Origin of the sequence: Lysinibacillus sp. fls2-241-R2A-57 (assembly GCF_030209535.1) — a bacterium.
Taxonomy (GTDB): domain Bacteria; phylum Bacillota; class Bacilli; order Bacillales_A; family Planococcaceae; genus Lysinibacillus.
The window spans coordinates 1-18,943 of record NZ_JARVRU010000025.1 but is presented as its reverse complement, the minus strand read 5'-3'; the positions used below and the strand labels follow the sequence as shown (position 1 = coordinate 18,943).

Sequence of the window (18,943 nt, the reverse complement as noted above, 5' to 3'; positions counted from 1 at the left end):
CATAGTGTTGAATAAAATGGGTTAAGAAAATCTTTGTGAAAGATGTGGCGAAGCGACGGATAGAGCATCCGAAGACGTGGATAGAACAGCCAAAGACGTGGATAGAAAAGCCGAAGACGTGGATAGAGCAGCCGAAGACGTGGATAGAACAGCCAAAGACGTTGGTAGAGCATCCGAAGACGTGGATAGAACATCATCCGAAGACGTGGATAGAACCGTCAAAGTCGTGGATAGAACAGCCAAAGTCGTGGATAGAACCATCGAAGTCGTGGATAGAACAGCCAAAGCGATGGATAGAGCATCCGAAGACGTGGATAGAACAGCCAAAGCGACGGAGAGAAGCCGAAGACGTGGATAGAACCGTCAAAGTCGTGGATAGAACCGTCAAAGTCGTGGATAGAACAGCCAAAGTCGTGGATAGAACCGTCAAAGACGTGGATAGAACAGCCAAAGTCGTGGATAGAGCAGCCGAAGACGTGGATAGAACAGCCAAAGACGTGGATAGAGCAGTCAAAGTCGTGGATAGAGCATCCGAAGTCGTAGATAGAACCGCCGAAGACGTGGATAGAACCGTCAAAGTGATGGATAGAAGTTAGAATGACATGCCAGAATATACACACTCGTTTTGCCGAAGTGCCATACTTTATCGAATAGTTTAATTTCATTGACATGATATTTTTCAACAACATTAAAACTGCTTACTTCACTACAGGAAGTAAGCAGTTTTTTTATTTGATGATAAAGTCTAATGTACGAGGTACTCTTCCTTTAATTCTCCTATGTCCACTTCAGATCGTTCCTCTAAAGATCGACGTAAATGAACAGTTGCTGTTTTACCATCATCGTGAAGCTTATCAATCCAAATAGAGACGCCATTATAGCTTACTTCATATTCTTTTGGTGAGGCGACAATTTCTTGTGCACGTTCTAAATCCACTTGAAGCCCCCCTTATTTTTTTGTTTTGCCTTCTTTAGTGACCGAATTAATCAGGTTCATAAACTCTTGAGAAAATTCTTCATTGGCTGCTTCACTAGCTTTGTCTGGTGCTATTTTTTGGTTTTTTGGCGTTTGAGGTAATGACCCTTTGTTTGCGCTTTGCCCTTGCTTATTGTCTCTTCCCATGTTTAGTTTCTCCTTTCCTTTTGATATTTCTTAATATGGCTTCGAATCGATTTTTTATCATGGAAAGGTAAGAATTAAATGAAAAATTTGTGTTAATAGTTAATCCTTAAATACGTATACTAAGCAAAAAAGCGTGGATTTTACTGAAAAGTTGGCTCATCTCCAAAAGTTGTAGATGACATTTGTTAATCATTTATATAAGTTGATTTGATCTTCGTTCCAGCTAGGCGACTCTTTAGGGGTTTATAATGAAACCTTTTTAATGGAAAAATCATTATTTAAAAGTGCCCAGTTTTGTGGGAAAGGAAAACCTAACGCCCAATAGCTAATACCTCGAAGATTATATTCCTTCGTCATGTCAAACTTAGCTTGTGCACTTCTAGCATCTTCAAACCATACCTCATGATTTCTACCTTTTTCATCAACATAACGAAAATAAGGTGATTGAGCGATCCTATCGTATTGTATGGTTGCTCCATATTTTACGGCTCTGTTTATGGCTTCTTGAGAGCTGAATGTTTCTGCTTCTTGCCCTTTAACATGTGGTAAAAGCCAATCGCGAGCGTAAATTTGAAAGCCTAAAAATATTTTGTGAGCAGGCATTACTGATAAAGCATATTCCACAACTTTCCTCATTTCATTAATAGGTGAAATAGCTTGTGGAGGACCAAGTCGATAACCCCACTCATATGTCATTAAAATTACAAAATCTGCAATTCTACCGTGTGCCTCATAATCATGTGCCTCATATAATGTTCCTGCCTGAGTTGCGCTCGTTTTTGGTGCAAGTGCCGTTGATACTAGGTAACCTTTTGGATGAAGAAGGTCAACAGCTAACTGAAGAAAGGCATTGTAATTATCCCGATCTGCTGGAAGAACGTTTTCGAAATCAATATTTAATACTTTATAGCCTTTCTCTTCCATCACTTTCAGCGCATTGTTGATGACCTTTTCCCGTAGTTCAGCGCTAGATAAAATAACATGGGATAAGTTGGAGCCTGCTTGTGTGGAAGAGAAATTAGTAATGGTTAACATAGGTGTAATGTTTTTGGGAATTGCCGCATCGAGCATTTCTTTATCTTCTACAGGCTGTAATGTTCCATCCTCCTTAATCATATAAGCAAAGGGGCTAAAATAAGTAAGAAGATGACCGATAGCGTTAATCGAACGAACAGCTTCTTCAGGCTTTTGGTACGTATAAGCATTTACTTCAATGGAAGGCTTAGCTCTTGGAATGATCAAACTTGTGCCAACATAAATCATGTTCGGGTCTGTAATTCCATTTTCCGAAACAATTGCCTGAACAGTCGTACCATATTGATTGGCAATTTGTGCTAGAGTCTCTCCAGGCTTCACAATATGTGTAATAGGTGGAATAACTAGCTTAGTTCCAGGTGTTAAGACATCTGGATTTGTTAAATGATTTTCTGTAATAATCGATTGAATAGATACACTATATTGTTGGGCAATCGACGATAAAGTGTCACCCTTTTTTACAGTATGAGTTGTATAAGGAGAGGGGATAACGAGTGATTGTCCGATTACTAATTGATTTGGATGAGATAATGCATTTAATTGGATAATGGAATTGATAGGTACGGAATAGTGGTTTGCAATTTGCCAAAGTGTTTCACCAGCGCTCACTACATGAATAATCATTAGAAGACCTCCTAGTTGGTTTCAATATAGCATCATATGTATGAATAAAGAAAATGAGTATTTATCTTTAATTTTCACTTGATAAAAAATTTCAATTTTCATATTCTTTCCAAGTGATACGCATAGGATAGAACATATGCATTGCATCATTTGAGAAAGGGGCTGTATGTTGAAGAAAGTAAAGCTCACAGGAAGAATTGTTACCCCTGAAGATACGGATTATGAGCAAGCAAGAACAAATAATAACTTAAATGATCCAAAATATCCGAGTATTATTGTGTTTTGTCGAAATACGAAAGACGTTATAAACGCATTAAGATGGGCGAGAGAAAATAATGAACCATTTCGAATCAGAAGTGGAAGACATAGTTATGAAAATTATTCATTATTAAATAAAGGTCTTGTCATAGATGTTAGTGAAATGAATGACATAACAATTAATCTTCAAGATATGACAGCGAAAATTAAAGCAGGTGCTAATTTAGGAAAAGTGTATCGGGAATTATGGGAAAATGGTGTTACAATCCCTGCAGGAACCGAAAGTAGTGTAGGGGTTGTTGGCTTGGCGCTTGGAGGGGGTATTGGCATGCTGTCGCGTCCGTTTGGGTTAACTTGTGACAATTTGATTGAAATTGAAATGGTTAGTGCAAGTGGTCATGAAGGAGCAGAAGTAATCCAAGCTAACAAGCAGAAAAATAGTGATTTATTTTGGGCAAGTTGTGGTGGTGGAGGAGGGAATTTTGGCATTGTTACAGCCCTTACATTTAAATTGCATCCTATTGCTAATGTGTCCATTTTCTCGATCACATGGGGATGGGAGGATTTCGAGCGTGCATTTGATGCATGGCAAAAATGGGCGCCTTTTACAGATGAACGCTTAACCTCACAGATTGAGCTTAAATCAAAGGAAGTGGGTGAAATTGTTGCTCAAGGAGAGTTTATAGGTTCAGCATCTGAGTTAAAAAAACTTCTCCGTCCTTTAAAGAAAACAGGTTCACCAACGAGTGTATGGATAAAGGAAGTACCGTATATTAAGGCTGTAGAATTTTTTGACTTACCAAGCGGCAACCGACCAGCCCTTCGTAAAAGGTCTGGGTCCTTTATAATAAGGCCATTCCCTCATGCTGCGATTGTACAAATGAAAGAATTTTTAACGCATGCTCCAAATAAAAATACGACCATTTGGCAGCAATCTCTTAGAGGTGCGGTAAGTCAAATTGCACCAAACCAAACAGCCTATTTTTATAGGAATGCTTTATTTGCCCAAGAGTACAATACTTCATGGGAAAAGCCTAAAGAAGAAGAGAAAAATATTCAGTGGGTGGAAAATTTAAGACGTGCTTTGTCTCCTTACACAGCCGGTGATTATGTGAATTTCCCAGATCGTTTTATCAAAGATTGGCTAACTGCATATTATGGTCGTAATGTTAGAATGCTAAGAGAAGTAAAGACAAAATACGACCCATTTAATGTATTTAATTTTCCTCAAAGTATTCCACCGAATAGAAAATGGCTTTAAATGAGGACAGTAGAAAATAGAAAGAGCAGAATGCAGAAAGTATTCGGCTCTTTTCTCTCATCTATTTTTCGGCAAGTATTTTATTTATTGCCGGGATATCAGCGGGAGCAAAATTGAGATTTAAAAGTTCGTTCCGAGGAACCCATCTAATTTCGGCATGTTCTAGCATGACAGGCTCTCCTTTTATGATGGAAGCCTTAAATGTTTCTAAGCGTACAATGAATTTTTCATATTCGTGAATGGTATCCTCAACCTTTTCCCCAACTTGTATCGAGCAATTAAATTCCTCTAAAATTTCACGGGATAACGCTTGTTCAGGTGATTCCCCCTCTTCGATCTTGCCACCAGGAAACTCCCAATAATTTGCTAGTACCATATTAGGATTTCTTAACGCACAAAATATTTCATGTTTATCATTTTCAATTATTGCACCTACGACATGTACATTTTTTTTCATTCATTTTCACCCTTAAGTTTATTTATGTATTCATGAATCAGTAAAATGGTAAGATGAGATTATTTATTACCTAGCCATCACACAAAACGGGGTAATTGTTCGGTTTTTCTGAAATATTGAAAATTATAACATGTATCTTGATGATTTTATAATTATATCTAGTAGGGTAAATAAATAAAGAGATGAACATGACTATATAATGGTTTTCGCATAACTATGTAATGGAATTTATCATTTTCTACTGTATAATAATGAACAGTAAAAAGGGAAAAGGCGGTACGAGTTACGATGAAAAGAATTGAATCTACGCAAAATGCGTTAGTGAAATATTGGAAAAAGCTAGCGACAACACGTAAAGAACGTGAAAGATCTGGAGAATTCATAGTAGAAGGTTTCCATTTGGTGGAGGAAGCATTAAAAAATACGGAGCAGGTGCTACAGCTAATTGTACGTGAAGGTGTAGAATTACCGATGCTTTGGCCGATTGATAATGTGGCCATCGTTGAAATAACAGCGGCTGTTGCCAAGGAATTTGCTGAAACGGAGACGTCTCAAGGTGTATTTGCAGTTTGTAAGCAGCCTTTGGTAGAAGAAGATGTAATGGCTTCATGGCGCAAGGTACTACTAATTGATGCCGTCCAAGATCCAGGAAATATTGGGACGATGATTCGTACTGCGGATGCAGCTGGTTTAGATGCAGTAATACTTGGCAAGGGTTGTGCAGATTTATATAATCCTAAAACGCTTCGCTCAGCACAGGGCTCACATTTCCATATTCCTGTCCTTCGAGGTGATTTAGAAGAATGGATTGAGCAGCTACAGGATAATGGTGTACCAGTATTTGGAACTGCTTTGGATGAGGATGCAGTTGTCTATAGTGACATTGAGCATACTGGATCATTCGCTATAATGATGGGGAATGAAGGTAGTGGCATTCATCCACAATTACTTTCGATGACTGATCAAAATATGATCATTCCAATTTTGGGACAAGCGGAGTCTCTAAATGTAGCAGTGGCAACAGGAATCGTTTTATATGGATTTGTTAAGTAGTTAATAAAAGTAATCACAACTGTAATTGCAAGAATATGGTGAAATCGTTAAAATTGCGGCTCATCAACATAACGTGTACATGGCATATGTTTTAACAAATGTCATCTAAAACTTTTGGTGATGAGCCTAAAATTGCCGATACCGTCATCAATATCGATGATAATAGGCACATGGCTCTTGATTTGAATTGGTATAGTATTGTATAATCACATTTAAAATGTAAACTTAAATGCTATGACCGGGAAGTAGTAAAGATTGTGAATGGACGACAGGGAGCGCAGGCCGGAGATTGAGAGCCAGTGCCGTACCAATGCAGTTTTGAATTCATCTCGCGAGCAGCTACCGGGACCAGCGAAATGCTGTAAAGGTATGCCGGCTTTAATCTAGTCGTTATGTCAATGAAGTGATTGCTAGGAGTTTACCTTGCAATAACTAGGGTGGTACCGCGAATATGTCCTCGTCCCTTTTTTAGGGGCGAGTTTTTTTATGCCATCATTTGGCACTGATTTGAATAAGGAGGGTTTATTACATGGAAGAACAATTAAAGCAATTAGAGCAAGAAGCACTTGCTAAAATTGAGGCGGCAGCAAATTTAAAAGAGTTAAATGATGTGCGAGTAGCGTATCTAGGAAAAAAAGGACCTATCACAGATTTATTAAAAGGGATGGGGAAATTATCAGCTGAGGAACGCCCGAAAATGGGTGCCTTAGTGAACACGGTTCGTGAAAATGTAACGGCTGTGTTAGAGGCAAAAGTGACTGTACTAGAAGAAGCGGCAATTGCTGAAAAATTAGCAAGTGAGTCGATTGATGTCACTTTACCTGGCCGTGAAATTAAAGTTGGGAATCGTCACCCATTAACACGCGTTATTGAAGAAATTGAAGATTTATTTATCGGTATGGGCTATGAAATTGCAGAAGGTCCTGAAGTGGAAAAGGATTACTATAACTTCGAAGCACTGAACTTGCCGAAGGGACACCCTGCTCGTGATATGCAAGATTCGTTTTATATTTCCGAGGAAATATTATTACGTACGCATACATCTCCTGTGCAAGCTCGCACAATGGAAAAGAAAAAAGGTGAATCTATTCGCATTATTTGTCCAGGTAAAGTATTCCGTCGTGACAACGATGATGCTACCCATTCACACCAATTCATGCAAATTGAAGGCTTAGTTATTGGCGAAAATATTCGCATGAGTGATCTTAAAGGTACGTTAGATACTCTTGCGAAGAAAATGTTTGGCGCAGAGCGCGAAATTCGTTTACGTCCAAGCTTCTTCCCATTCACAGAGCCGTCTGTTGAAATGGATATTTCTTGCTTTAAATGTGGTGGTTCAGGATGTAACGTATGTAAAGGCACAGGCTGGATTGAAATTTTAGGTGCAGGTATGGTGCATCCTAATGTACTTGAAATGGCTGGCTATGATCCGAAGAAAGTTTCAGGCTTTGCATTTGGTATCGGTGCAGAACGTATCGCTATGTTGAAATATGGTGTCGACGACATTCGTCATTTCTATACAAGTGACACACGTTTCTTATCACAATTCGAGCGAACAGAAGCGTAAGGGGGATAAAAAATGTTAGTATCATTAGAATGGTTAAAAGATTATGTAAATACACAGGATTTAGCGCCTGAACAGTTAGCTGAAAAAATTACACGCTCTGGGATTGAGGTAGATGCAGTAATTAATCGTGCTAAAGGGATGGAAAAAATTGTTGTCGGCTATGTCGTATCAAAAGAGAAACATCCTGAAGCGGATAAATTAAATATTTGCCAAGTGGATGTAGGTGAAGCTGAGCCACAACAAATTATTTGTGGTGCTCCAAACGTCGATGTTGGTCAAAAAGTGATCGTGGCACGTCCAGGTGCACATTTACCAGGTGGCATTAAAATTAAAAAGGCAAAACTTCGTGGACATGAATCAAACGGTATGATTTGTTCATTGCAAGAGCTTGGTATCGAAGGGAAACTTGTTGCTAAAGCATATTCTGAAGGCATTTATGTGCTTCCTGCTGATGCTGAAGTCGGCTCGGATGCCCTTGCTATTTTAGGTCTACGTGACACAGTATTAGAACTTGGTTTAACACCAAACCGCTCAGATGCACTGTCAATGCTAGGCGTGGCGTACGAAGTCGGTGCCATTCTTTCTGAAGAAGTAAAGTATCCAGAAATCGCCTACAGCACATCATCTGAAAAAGCTGAAGACATGTTAAAGCTTCGAGTAGAAGATTTACAAGCAAATCCAATGTATGTTGCAAAAGTTGTGAAAAACGTAAAAATCGCAGAATCACCAATGTGGTTACAAAATCGTTTAATGGCAGCAGGCGTACGCCCACATAACAATGTTGTCGATGTAACGAACTATATTTTAATGGAATATGGCCAACCGCTTCATGCCTTTGACTACGATAGCCTAGCGACTGGTGAAATCGTAGTTCGTAAAGCAACAGAGGATGAAAAAATCACGACATTAGATGACCAAGAACGTACATTAAAAGCGACAGATTTAGTTATTACAAATGGTAAAGAGCCAGTAGCCATCGCAGGTGTAATGGGTGGTGCAAACTCTGAAGTAACTGAGTCTACTACAACGGTTGTTATTGAATCTGCTTACTTCGACGGCTTAACTGTACGCCAAACATCGCGTCAACTTGGTCTTCGTTCAGACGCTTCTGCTCGTTTTGAAAAAGGTGTTGACCCTAACCGTGTGTTACCTGCTGCAGAACGTGCTGCTGCACTACTAGCTGAATTAGCTGGCGGCGAAGTGTTAGAAGGCACATGCATCGTGGATGAACTAGATAAATCACCAGCACGTGTTGTCGTCTCTCCAGATTTTATTAATGAACGTTTAGGTATGAAAATTTCATTAGAAGATATGCTTTCTATTTTAGAGCGTCTTAAATTTGGTGTAGAAGCTGCAAATGGTTTACTAATCGTTGATGCACCAACACGTCGTCAAGATATTAAAATTGAAGAAGATATCGTAGAGGAAATCGCTCGTCTATACGGCTATGATGAAATTCCGATGACATTACCAGAAGGAGCCGACCAAGTAGGCCGTTTAACACCATACCAAGCAAATCGTCGTGTAGTCCGTAGTTTCATGGAAGGGGCAGGCCTTTACCAAGCTGTAACTTACTCATTAACTTCAGATGCATTGTCACAACGCTTTGCACTGAAAGCTGAGCCAGTAACACGTTTACTAATGCCGATGAGCGAAGAACGTTCAACACTACGTCAAAGTCTTATCCCGCATTTAATTGAAGCAGCTGCGTATAATGTTGCACGTAAGGCTGATAGTGTAGCGTTGTATGAAGTCGGTTCAGTTTTCCTCGGTCAATCAGAAGAGGGGCAACCATATGAGGAAGAGCATGTGGCAGCAGTAGTAACAGGAAAATGGCTTGATCATGCTTGGCAGGGCGAGAAAAAAGCAGTAGACTTCTTCGTTTTAAAAGGAATTGTAGAAGGTGTTATTGGTAAGCTTGGTTTAGAGAATCGTATTTCATTTGTGAAAGCTGAAGTAGATGGTTTACACCCAGGACGTACTGCTAGCATTCTTTTAGATGGTGAACAAATCGGTATTATCGGCGGCTTACATCCTGCAGAACAAAAAGCATGGGGTGTAAAAGACACATATGTAATGGAAATGAATCTAGTAGCATTATTAAATGCTACTGCCAAAGAAGCACCTCTTGCTTATACACCAGTGCCTCGTTTCCCAGCTATGTCTCGTGATATTGCACTTATCATGAACAGTGCAACAACAGCTGGAGAAGTCATTACGGCTATTCATTCAGCAAGTGTGAAATTATTGAAAGACGTTCGTGTATTCGACGTATATGAAGGTGAAAAAATGGAGGCTGGTAAAAAATCAGTGGCATTCTCCCTAACATACTTCGATCCAGAGCGTACATTAACAGACGAAGAAGTTGTTGCGGCACATAATAAAGTGCTAAAAGCTATTGCAACAATTGAAGGCACAGAAGTACGCTAAATTAATAATTTTTTTGTGAGCTGTCTCGTGATGAGGCAGCTTTTCGATTAGTTTAACCTCATACAACTGCTACAAGTAGACTTTTGCAGGAAGTATTAGAGAAATAAAGCACGAGAGAGAAGAAGCTAATTGTCAGTTTAAATTTTTATCAATATTTAGAAATATCAAAAAGTAAAATTTTGACCTCCATTATGTGTATAGTAAGTTTTGGCTAGAAAATTTTACTACGGGGTGATATCTTGAAAAATCATCGAAAACAAAGAAGCTTTTCCGTGCGAACTCGATTAATATGGGCGTTTACATTAACACTTTTAATCCCCAGCATTGCTATTGGTACGTTTTCATATATGAAGGCGTCCGATCAATATCATAAGGAATTAAGTGATAGCTCACGCGAAAATGTAAAATTATTAAATACACTAATTTCAGATGAGATATCACCTATACTTAGTGATGCGGAGTATTTAGCTAAATTTTTTAATAAGAATGTGCAAGATGCAGAGGCTTTAAAGGAATTAGAAAAATATAATGCCTTACATAGCAATGTTTCTGTTGTCAATTTAGCGATTGAAGGGCATACATTTTTACGTGAGCCATACGCTAAACCTTCAGCAGATTATAATCCATTTACCCGACCATGGTACTTAAAGGCTATAGAGTCGCCAGGTAAGGGAGTAATGGTTGATCCTTATATATCAACTATTACAGGGGAATTAATACTAGCAGTTTCAGCTGGATTACAAGATCAGTCAGGGGTTATTTCTATTGGCCTGAATTTAGATGGAATTTCCAAGCTTGTGAATTCAGTGGAAATTGGTGATAATGGCTACACCTCTTTAGTAAATGCCAATAATCTTATTATTGCCGATCCACAAGCAGAGGTAGGATCAGAGCTCAAAAAATCTTATATAGAAAAGATGCAAGGTAAAGAAGAGGGGAGCTTTATCATTGAGGAAGATGGCAAAAAGCATCAAGTATTCTTCACTACCAATAAACTAACAGGTTGGAAAATTATTGGTACAATGGATTTAGCAGATGTTGCAACTGTCACAAAACCAATATTAACAAACACGATGACGGTTATTGCCATTGCTCTTATCATATTTGGAATCATTGGTGCTGTCATTATTAGAACAATCATTCGACCTCTAAAAGAACTGTCGACAGTAGCTGAGAAGGTGGGAGATGGTGATTTACGTAATCTCATCGAAGTTAAAACACAAGATGAGATAGGCAAGTTGGCTAATATATTCAACAAAATGATTGAATCCTTACGTGAAGTAGTTGGTAACATTAGTGAGGAATCCAATCAGTTAGCTGCATCATCGGAGCAACTGACAGAGAGCACGACGGAAAATAAACGAGCTACATCGCAAATTGTTGATTCCATTCAAACATTTGCTGAAACAGTTGATATACAAGCAGAAACTATTAATGAAAGCAACCGTTCCGTACTTGAAATGTCATCATCCATTCAGCGTATTTCGGCAAAAGCAAATGCTGTTAATGAGATGTCAAATAAAGCAATGGATGCTGTTTTGAGTGGTGATGAGACGATTCAAACAGCCGTTCAACAAATGACGATGATTCAAAATACTGTACAAACACTTGAAAAGACAGTGCAAACATTAGACAAGCGTTCTCTTGAAATTGGAGACATTGTGGAGGCCATAACTCAAATTGCTGATCAAACAAACCTATTAGCTTTAAACGCAGCAATTGAAGCTGCCCGTGCAGGTGAACAAGGAAAAGGCTTTGCGGTCGTAGCTGACGAAGTGCGCAAGCTAGCTGAACAATCGGCACAATCTACAATGCAAATTAAGGATATTATTTCACGGATTCAAGCAGATACAGAGCTAGCAGTTGAATCAATGGCTGCTGGTTCAGCTGAGGTCGTGAAGGGTATAGATGTAACGAATATGGCAGGGAAGTCGTTTGAAGAGATTCGTACTAATGTACAAAGTGTAACCTATGAAATAGGACAAATTTCGGAGGAATCTAAAGTTATTTCTCAACATGCCGATCAAGTGGCAATGGGGATTGAAACTGTGCTTGAGCAAACAAATGAAAATACAGCAAGTGCACAAAATATTTCCGCTGCAACAGAGGAACAGCTTGCTTCTATGGAAGAAATCGCAGCATCAGCCGAAGCGCTTGCTGGAATGTCTGAAAATCTTCAACGAACGATTCAACAATTCAAATATTAAGCTGGAACAAGATTTTTCGAAAATAATAAAGGTCATTTTTTGATATGAAAAATTTCGCTACCTACAGTCGAGTGCAAGTCGTGTAAACTTGTAATCTGCTGGAGTATAGCGAAATTTTTTTCTGTTTATTTCATTTTTCTGGCTTTTTCTGTATTAGCAAAATGCCATTTTGTAATGGAACGTAAAAATTCTTCACCTTGTCCACGCCAAATACGTGCTGCTAATGCATCTACCTTTGCTGAAGCTCCCTTCAATAACTCAATACCGGCAATCTCGCTCAGTCGATCCATCTCCTTCAAAAATGCCGCGCGAGCTAATATCGAAGCTGTTGCTACTGAAACATGTAATTGTTCAGCTTTCGTAGAAAATAGTACATCATCTCGAACAATTTCTCGTTCATTTTTTAAGTAATTGTAATACACACCACGTTCAGCAAATTGATCTATCAAAATATGCTCGGGTTTTTCTGGCGCCATTTTTGACAGTGCATTTTTAAGTGCACTATTGTGCATCATAGCCTTCATTTTACCCTGAGAGTAGCCTCGTGATTGTAATTCGTTATATTTTTCGTTACGTAGTACTAGCACGCTGTGAACACATGATGCACGCAAGTCTGGTGCTATTTTACGCATATAATCATCTGTTAACATTTTTGAGTCCTTAACACCTAGTTCGTTTATTAGCTCAATTTTTGATGAAGGCACATAGACTGCGGCAACTGTAATTGGACCGAAATAATCACCAGTACCAGTTTCGTCTGAGCCTAGCACCGACATCGAAGCAAAGCCATCTGGCAGAACATCACCCTTTGCTCCGATGGATGATGATTTCTGTGTATTTGTTATTTCTATGTTTCCCCAACGTGCAGCTTCTCGTTCAGCCCCTCCCCCTTGGAACATTAATTTACCTGATTTGTACATCGTAATTGCTGTATCTGGGAGCTTTGCGGCAAAGATTACACCAGGAGCTTTCCGTTCCACAAAATGGTTTGCATAGAAAGACATCACCTCTTTTTGTATATTTGTTGAAATTAAAAGTACAATATTTGACATTTAATCGTTCCTTTCTGTCCTGATTGTTCACAATTTTATACCTTTCATGGTATGATAATAAATAGCTTTTTGTGTGATACTGCTCATAATCACAAAAATCGTGTGCACAAAGACTTTAAAGGAGGGTGCGAATATGGAAAATCAAGAAAAGAATAAAATTTCTGTGGAAATTTATGGTCATACATATAAAATGGTTGGTTCTGAATCCATTGGACATATGCGACTTGTCGCTTCGATTGTTGATGACCGTATGCGCGAGATGAATGTACATAATCCCTCACTTGATAGCACAAAGCTAGCCGTTCTTACAGCAGTAAATACCGTTCATGATTATTTGTTACTAAAAGAACAAATGGAGCAACTAGAAGAAGAATTGAAAAAATTAAAGGGTTGAAGTGAATGTTAGATTTAATCATATTAGTAGTGCTATTAGCTGGGCTCATCGTTGGAGCAAAACGTGGTTTCATCGTACAGATGATGCATATCGTTAGCTTTATAGTTGCTCTAATTGTTGCGTATATTTATTATAAACCATTAGCACAAAAATTTGTGTTTTGGGTTCCGTATCCAGGTGTAACAGATTCAGGTAGTCTTGGAGTAGCCATTGATAGCCTGGACTTAGACCGTACTTTTTACCGTGTCATTGCCTTTGCTGTTATTTTCTTTGCGGTGAAAATTACATTGCAAATTGTAGCATCGATATTTGATTTTATAGCGTATTTACCTGTGTTAGGCACAGTGAATCGTTGGCTTGGAGCATTGTTTGGCATTATTGAAAACTATTTAATTATGTTTATTTTGCTATACATTCTTGCTTTATTGCCAGTTGATTTTATCCAAAGTTTAATGTCGAAGTCGTTGTTAAGTGGTCTCATTTTGGAGCATACACCAATCATTACGAATATGTTCCAAAACTGGTGGTATATTTATATGCAATAGCAAACTGTGCACTTCTCTCGGTTTTGAGGGAAGTGTTTTTACGATAGGAGGAATTCCCAATGAACAAAAAAACAATTATTCGCACACTTGAAAAAATTGCACTGTATATGGAATTACAAGGGGAAAATCCATTCAAGGTGTCTGCCTTTCGAAAAGCTGCTGCTGCACTTGAGGGAGACGAGCGCTCGTTAAGCGAGATGGAGGATGTAACAAAGCTTAAAGGCATTGGTAAAGGAACAGCTGCAGTTATTGAGGATTTAATGGCAACTGGAGAATCCAGCTTATTAAAAGAATTAGAGCAAATTGTACCAAAAGGGTTGCTTCCATTATTAAAACTTCCGGGCTTAGGTGGTAAAAAAATTGCCAAGCTTCATCAAGAATTAGGAATTGATTCTGCGGAAAGTTTAAAGGCTGCTTGTGAGTCATGCAAAGTTCGTGAGTTAGCAGGTTTTGCAGCAAAAACCGAAGAAAAAATTTTAAAGGAGCTTGCAAATTTAGCCAATCGTTCTGAACGTTTACCGATTTGGCAGCTCGAACCTGTCGTTTTACAAATTGAAGCACTACTAGATAGTATGGAAGAAGTGGAACGTTTTTCTGTTGCTGGAAGCTTCCGCCGTGCAGCAGAAACAAGTAAAGATATTGATTTTATTGTTGTCACTGAAGCAGTCGAAGCTGTACGTGAAAAATTACTGAATGAGCTCTCTGTACAAGAGGTAGTGGCGGCTGGTGATACAAAGATTTCAGTTATTTTAGATTTAGAAGAGCCAGTGAGTGTCGATTTTCGATTAGTGAAGGATGCTGAATATGCAACTGCCTTGCATCATTTCACAGGCTCAAAAGATCACAATGTTCGCATGCGCCAAATTGCTAAAGCTCGTGGTGAAAAGATTAGTGAATATGGCGTAGAGCAGACAGATGGTACCGTATTAACATTTAAGGATGAAGAGGAATTTTTCGCGCATTTTGATTTGCCATTTATCCCACCTAGCTTGCGCACAGGTACAACGGAATTTGACAAAACAGAAAATATTAAAAGTCTAGTAAAACTAGAGGATATTAAAGCAGATTTGCATATGCATACGACGTGGTCTGATGGTGCGTACTCTGTAGCGGAAATGGGCGACTTATTACTAGCACGTGGCTATCAATATAGCGTCATTACTGACCATTCACAATTTTTAAAAGTAGCGAATGGCTTAACGCCTGAACGTTTAATAAAGCAACGAGCTGAAATAGATGCATTTAATGAAGCGCATCCAGATTTTCATTTATATGCAGGAACAGAGATGGATATTTTACCAGATGGTTCTCTCGATTTCGAAGATGATGTGCTAAAAGAATTAGATTTTGTCATTGCTTCCATTCACTCTAGCTTTACACAATCGCAGGACAAAATTATGGCGCGTCTACTTACGGCGATGCAAAATCCGTATGTTCATATGATTGCACATCCAACTGGTCGCATTATTGAGGATCGTAATGGCTATAATCCTAATATGGAGCAATTAATTACTTGGGCAAAGGAATATGGTAAAATTTTAGAGTTAAATGCGAATCCATATCGTCTTGATTTATGTGTTGAGCATTTAGAAATGGCTTTAGCTGCTGGAGTGCCCGTAGCCATCAATACGGATGCCCATGATATCGCTCATTTCCGCTTTATGGATATTGGGGTGCGCTACGCAAACAGAGCATGGTTGAAAAAGGATATGATTGTGAATACGTGGACGCGAGAACAATTTGAAGCGTTCATTCAACGAAATAAATAGGTTGAGGAGGTGTTCTCAGTGGTCGCAGAACGCGCATTGAAAACACTAGAATATGATAAAGTACGTCAGCAAGTGGCTACATACTGTACTTCTTCAATTGGCAAATCAGCCATTGATGAACTTGTACCACAAACAGACTATGAAAAAGTTGTACAATTATTAGAAGAAATGGATGAAGGACTATCCATTTTACGTGTTAAAGGTAATGTACCAATGGGTGGTATTTTTGATGTACGACCAGCTGCAAGGCGTGCACAAATCGGTGGCATGCTGTCAGCGATTGAATTAATGGAAGTTTCAAGTACGATTCGAGCGAGTAGAATTCTTCGCAACTTTATTGAAGATATAGAATCAGAAGAATTGATTGAGATTCCTCATTTCATTGCCAAAAAAGAGGCAATGCCTGTATTAACAGGCTTGCAGCATGAAATTAATAACTGTATTGATGACAACGGCTCAGTGCTAGACTCTGCAAGTCAAACTTTGCGTTCAATACGCCAATCTTTGCGCGCAGAGGAAGCTAAAGTCCGTTCTAAACTTGAAAGCCTGATTCGTGGGAGCAATGCTTCAAAAATGCTCTCAGATACACTTGTAACGATTCGAAATGATCGCTTTGTTATCCCTGTTAAGCAAGAGTACCGTCATCATTATGGTGGCATTGTGCATGACCAATCATCTTCTGGTCAAACATTATTCATCGAACCAGATACAGTTGTACAAGCGAATAATGAAATTCATCGCTTAAAAATGAAGGAGCAAGCTGAAGTTGAACGCATTTTACTTGCTTTAAGTGCAATGGTGCAAGAAGTGGCTCCTGATTTATTTAACTTAGTAAAAGTACTAGGTGAAATAGACGTCATTCTAGCAAAAGGCAAGTACGGTCAAGCGAACAAATGTACAATGCCAAAAATGAATAATGATGGCTATATTCGACTTGTACGTGCGCGTCATCCACTGTTACCGATTGAAACGGCAGTTGCCAATGATATTGAATTTGGCAAAGACATTACGGCAATTGTTATTACAGGACCAAACACTGGTGGTAAAACCGTGACTTTAAAAACAGTTGGACTGTGTACATTAATGGCACAGGCAGGGTTACCGGTGCCTGCACTTGATGGTTCAGAGCTAGCCGTTTTCAAGCAACTTTTTGCGGATATTGGAGATGAACAGTCCATTGAGCAATCACTGTCAACATTCTCATCACATATGGTCAACATAGTAGATATTTTACAAAAGTTTGATGACGAGTCACTCGTGTTATTTGATGAATTAGGTGCTGGGACAGATCCACAGGAAGGGGCAGCTCTCGCCATTTCTATTTTAGATGAAACACATGGTCGTGGCGCCCGCGTTATGGCAACGACGCACTATCCTGAGCTAAAAGCTTACGGCTATAATCGTCCAGGCGTTGCGAATGCGAGTGTAGAGTTTGATATTGAAACATTGAGTCCAACCTATCGTCTACTTATCGGTGTACCAGGTCGCTCCAATGCATTTGAAATTTCAAGTCGCCTTGGCTTGCCGGAGTCGATTATTGACCGTGCGAAAAGCTTTACAGGCACAGATCGCCATGAGGTAGAGTCCATGATTGCTTCACTTGAAGAAACTCGTCGCCAATCCGAAGATGATGCCGAACGCTCGCATGAATTAATGATAGAGTCTGAAGTCCTACGCAAAGAGTTACAAGAAAAACTACAAGCTTACGAAGAACGTAAAGAGGCACTCGATAAAAAAGCGAAAGAAAAAGCGCGTAAAATTGTTGATGAAGCAAAAAGAGAAGCAGAATCAATTATTGCGGAGCTTCGGGAAATGCGCAAAAATGCGGACCAAGTTGTCAAAGAGCATGAGCTTATCGAAGCACGTAAACGACTGGAAGAAGCTACACCGCTTGAAGACAATAAAGTGCTGAAAAAAGCGGCACAAGTAAAGGCCCGTGCACAAAACCTAGTTGTCGGAGACGAGGTAAAGGTGTTAAGCTATGGTCAGCGGGGTACATTGCTTGAAAAAGTATCGAATTCCGAATGGGTTGTCCAAATGGGGATTTTGAAAATGAAAATCTCGGATAGTGATCTAGAGTACATTAAACCAGAAAAAGAACCTGTACAACGTATTTCAGGTGTGAAAAACCGCAATAGCCAGGTAAAATTAGAATTAGATTTACGCGGCGAACGATTTGAAGATGCCATTATACGTACAGAAAAATATATTGATGATGCCTTACTAGCTAATTATGGGCGTGTGTCAATTATTCACGGTGTCGGTACAGGTGCATTACGTCAAGGAATTCAAAACTATTTGAAAAAGCATAAACGTGTAAAGACCTTCCGTTTTGGTGAAGCTGGCGAGGGGGGCTTCGGCGTCACAGTTGTGGAATTGAAATAAGCTGTAAAGGGGACGGAGAAAATGCTGAATTCTAGCTTTTGGAAATATCCAATGATCGAAACGGCAGGATATTTTAGTGTTGTTGTGTTATGTTTAGTCGTCTCGATGGCATTATTCGAAGTCGTTACGAAGTATAAAAATTGGGAAGAAATTAAAAATGGTAATATTGCTGTAGCGCTTGCAACAGGTGGGAAAATACTAGGCATTTGTAATATTTTCCGTTTTTCCATTGCACGCCACAGCAATTTAAGTGAAATGATTGGCTGGGGCCTATATGGTTTTACATTACTTATTGTGGCATATTTCTTATTTGAATTTATGACACCCCGTTTTAATGTCGATCAAGAAATCGCAAATGATAACCGTTCAGTTGGCTTCATTTCCTTTACAATTTCAGTCGGTCTATCGTTTGTTATTGGGGCAAGTATTGCATAGGAGTGTAATGACATGGAAAAATTAGCAAAAATACTAATCGTTGTCTGCATCGCATTTTTGGCAGTCGGTGTCTATTATATGATGACCGTTTAATCAAAGAAACGCATCCTTTTATATGAGGATGCGTTTTTTTATATTAATGGGTAGAAGTGATCGGGTAGGCTGAAGAATCGCTCGGGTTGGATGTAAAAGTGATCGGGTAGGCGAAAGAACCGCTCGGGTTGGATGTAAAAGTGAGGTTAGTATAAAAAGTGGACACGGAAAACTGAGAGTAGCTATTATAGAAATAACTATTTTAAAGGGCGTGTACCGAATGACTAAAAAAATAACACAAGAATATCGTGATTA

The 18,943-nt window shown here is 39.1% G+C and carries 17 protein-coding genes; 10 read left to right on the top strand and 7 right to left on the bottom strand.

Features of this window, described 5'->3' with window-relative positions:
- Window positions 1-21: 21 nt before the first annotated feature.
- The 5 genes from QRN68_RS04915 to QRN68_RS04895 all read right to left on the bottom strand — a co-directional run bounded on the left by QRN68_RS04915 (window position 22) and on the right by QRN68_RS04895 (window position 2,782).
- Window positions 22-222, bottom strand: coding sequence for a hypothetical protein (locus QRN68_RS04915; RefSeq protein WP_285395618.1), 201 nt, complete (start codon window positions 220-222; stop codon window positions 22-24).
- Window positions 194-577 (bottom strand): hypothetical protein, encoded by a 384-nt coding sequence (locus QRN68_RS04910; RefSeq protein WP_285395617.1) that lies wholly within the window; start codon window positions 575-577, stop codon window positions 194-196. Before QRN68_RS04910 ends, QRN68_RS04915 begins: the two co-directional genes overlap by 29 nt.
- A gap of 168 nt (window positions 578-745) precedes the next feature.
- Complete coding sequence (locus tag QRN68_RS04905; protein ID WP_285395615.1) at window positions 746-937, bottom strand: H-type small acid-soluble spore protein; 192 nt, start codon at window positions 935-937, stop codon at window positions 746-748.
- Window positions 938-949: 12 nt separating this feature from the next.
- Window positions 950-1,123, bottom strand: coding sequence for a hypothetical protein (locus tag QRN68_RS04900; protein WP_285395613.1), 174 nt, complete (start codon window positions 1,121-1,123; stop codon window positions 950-952).
- A 243-nt stretch (window positions 1,124-1,366) separates the two neighbouring features.
- Window positions 1,367-2,782 (bottom strand): glycoside hydrolase family 18 protein, encoded by a 1,416-nt coding sequence (locus QRN68_RS04895; RefSeq protein WP_285395611.1) that lies wholly within the window; start codon window positions 2,780-2,782, stop codon window positions 1,367-1,369.
- Between the two features lie 169 nt (window positions 2,783-2,951).
- On the opposite strand from QRN68_RS04895, the gene QRN68_RS04890 reads away from it, so the two are divergent.
- Window positions 2,952-4,301, top strand: coding sequence for an FAD-binding oxidoreductase (locus tag QRN68_RS04890; protein WP_285395640.1), 1,350 nt, complete (start codon window positions 2,952-2,954; stop codon window positions 4,299-4,301).
- A 61-nt stretch (window positions 4,302-4,362) separates the two neighbouring features.
- Here QRN68_RS04890 and QRN68_RS04885 read toward each other — a convergent pair whose 3' ends face one another.
- On the bottom strand, window positions 4,363-4,758 hold the full coding sequence (locus QRN68_RS04885) for a (deoxy)nucleoside triphosphate pyrophosphohydrolase (protein ID WP_285395609.1): 396 nt from the start codon (window positions 4,756-4,758) through the stop codon (window positions 4,363-4,365).
- Between the two features lie 288 nt (window positions 4,759-5,046).
- Between QRN68_RS04885 and QRN68_RS04880 the strand changes: the two genes are divergently transcribed.
- The 4 genes from QRN68_RS04880 to QRN68_RS04865 all read left to right on the top strand — a co-directional run bounded on the left by QRN68_RS04880 (window position 5,047) and on the right by QRN68_RS04865 (window position 12,015).
- Entirely contained in the window at window positions 5,047-5,811 is a 765-nt protein-coding gene (locus QRN68_RS04880; protein ID WP_285395607.1) for a TrmH family RNA methyltransferase, read from the top strand.
- Between the two features lie 529 nt (window positions 5,812-6,340).
- Window positions 6,341-7,378 (top strand): phenylalanine--tRNA ligase subunit alpha, encoded by a 1,038-nt coding sequence (gene pheS, locus QRN68_RS04875; RefSeq protein WP_285395605.1) that lies wholly within the window; start codon window positions 6,341-6,343, stop codon window positions 7,376-7,378.
- Window positions 7,379-7,390: 12 nt separating this feature from the next.
- Window positions 7,391-9,808 carry a phenylalanine--tRNA ligase subunit beta gene (pheT, locus tag QRN68_RS04870; RefSeq protein WP_285395603.1) on the top strand — a complete coding sequence of 806 codons (2,418 nt, stop codon included), beginning with the start codon at window positions 7,391-7,393 and terminating at the stop codon, window positions 9,806-9,808.
- A 272-nt stretch (window positions 9,809-10,080) separates the two neighbouring features.
- Window positions 10,081-12,015, top strand: coding sequence for a methyl-accepting chemotaxis protein (locus tag QRN68_RS04865; protein ID WP_285395601.1), 1,935 nt, complete (start codon window positions 10,081-10,083; stop codon window positions 12,013-12,015).
- A gap of 125 nt (window positions 12,016-12,140) precedes the next feature.
- Here QRN68_RS04865 and rnhC read toward each other — a convergent pair whose 3' ends face one another.
- The gene (gene rnhC, locus QRN68_RS04860) at window positions 12,141-13,067 is read right to left on the bottom strand and encodes a ribonuclease HIII (RefSeq protein ID WP_285395599.1); all 927 of its coding nucleotides are present in this window, start codon (window positions 13,065-13,067) and stop codon (window positions 12,141-12,143) included.
- 133 nt (window positions 13,068-13,200) lie between these two features.
- Between rnhC and zapA the strand changes: the two genes are divergently transcribed.
- The 5 genes from zapA to QRN68_RS04835 are packed head-to-tail and all read left to right on the top strand — an operon-like array spanning window position 13,201 to window position 18,595.
- On the top strand, window positions 13,201-13,461 hold the full coding sequence (zapA, locus tag QRN68_RS04855) for a cell division protein ZapA (RefSeq protein WP_249072869.1): 261 nt from the start codon (window positions 13,201-13,203) through the stop codon (window positions 13,459-13,461).
- 5 nt (window positions 13,462-13,466) lie between these two features.
- Window positions 13,467-14,006 (top strand): CvpA family protein, encoded by a 540-nt coding sequence (locus tag QRN68_RS04850; RefSeq protein ID WP_285395594.1) that lies wholly within the window; start codon window positions 13,467-13,469, stop codon window positions 14,004-14,006.
- A 59-nt stretch (window positions 14,007-14,065) separates the two neighbouring features.
- Window positions 14,066-15,775, top strand: coding sequence for a DNA polymerase/3'-5' exonuclease PolX (polX, locus tag QRN68_RS04845; protein ID WP_285395592.1), 1,710 nt, complete (start codon window positions 14,066-14,068; stop codon window positions 15,773-15,775).
- 18 nt (window positions 15,776-15,793) lie between these two features.
- On the top strand, window positions 15,794-18,160 hold the full coding sequence (locus QRN68_RS04840; RefSeq protein WP_285395590.1) for an endonuclease MutS2: 2,367 nt from the start codon (window positions 15,794-15,796) through the stop codon (window positions 18,158-18,160).
- A gap of 21 nt (window positions 18,161-18,181) precedes the next feature.
- Window positions 18,182-18,595: a DUF350 domain-containing protein gene (locus QRN68_RS04835; RefSeq protein ID WP_285395588.1), complete on the top strand. Its 414-nt coding sequence runs from the start codon at window positions 18,182-18,184 to the stop codon at window positions 18,593-18,595.
- Window positions 18,596-18,943: the final 348 nt, after the last annotated feature.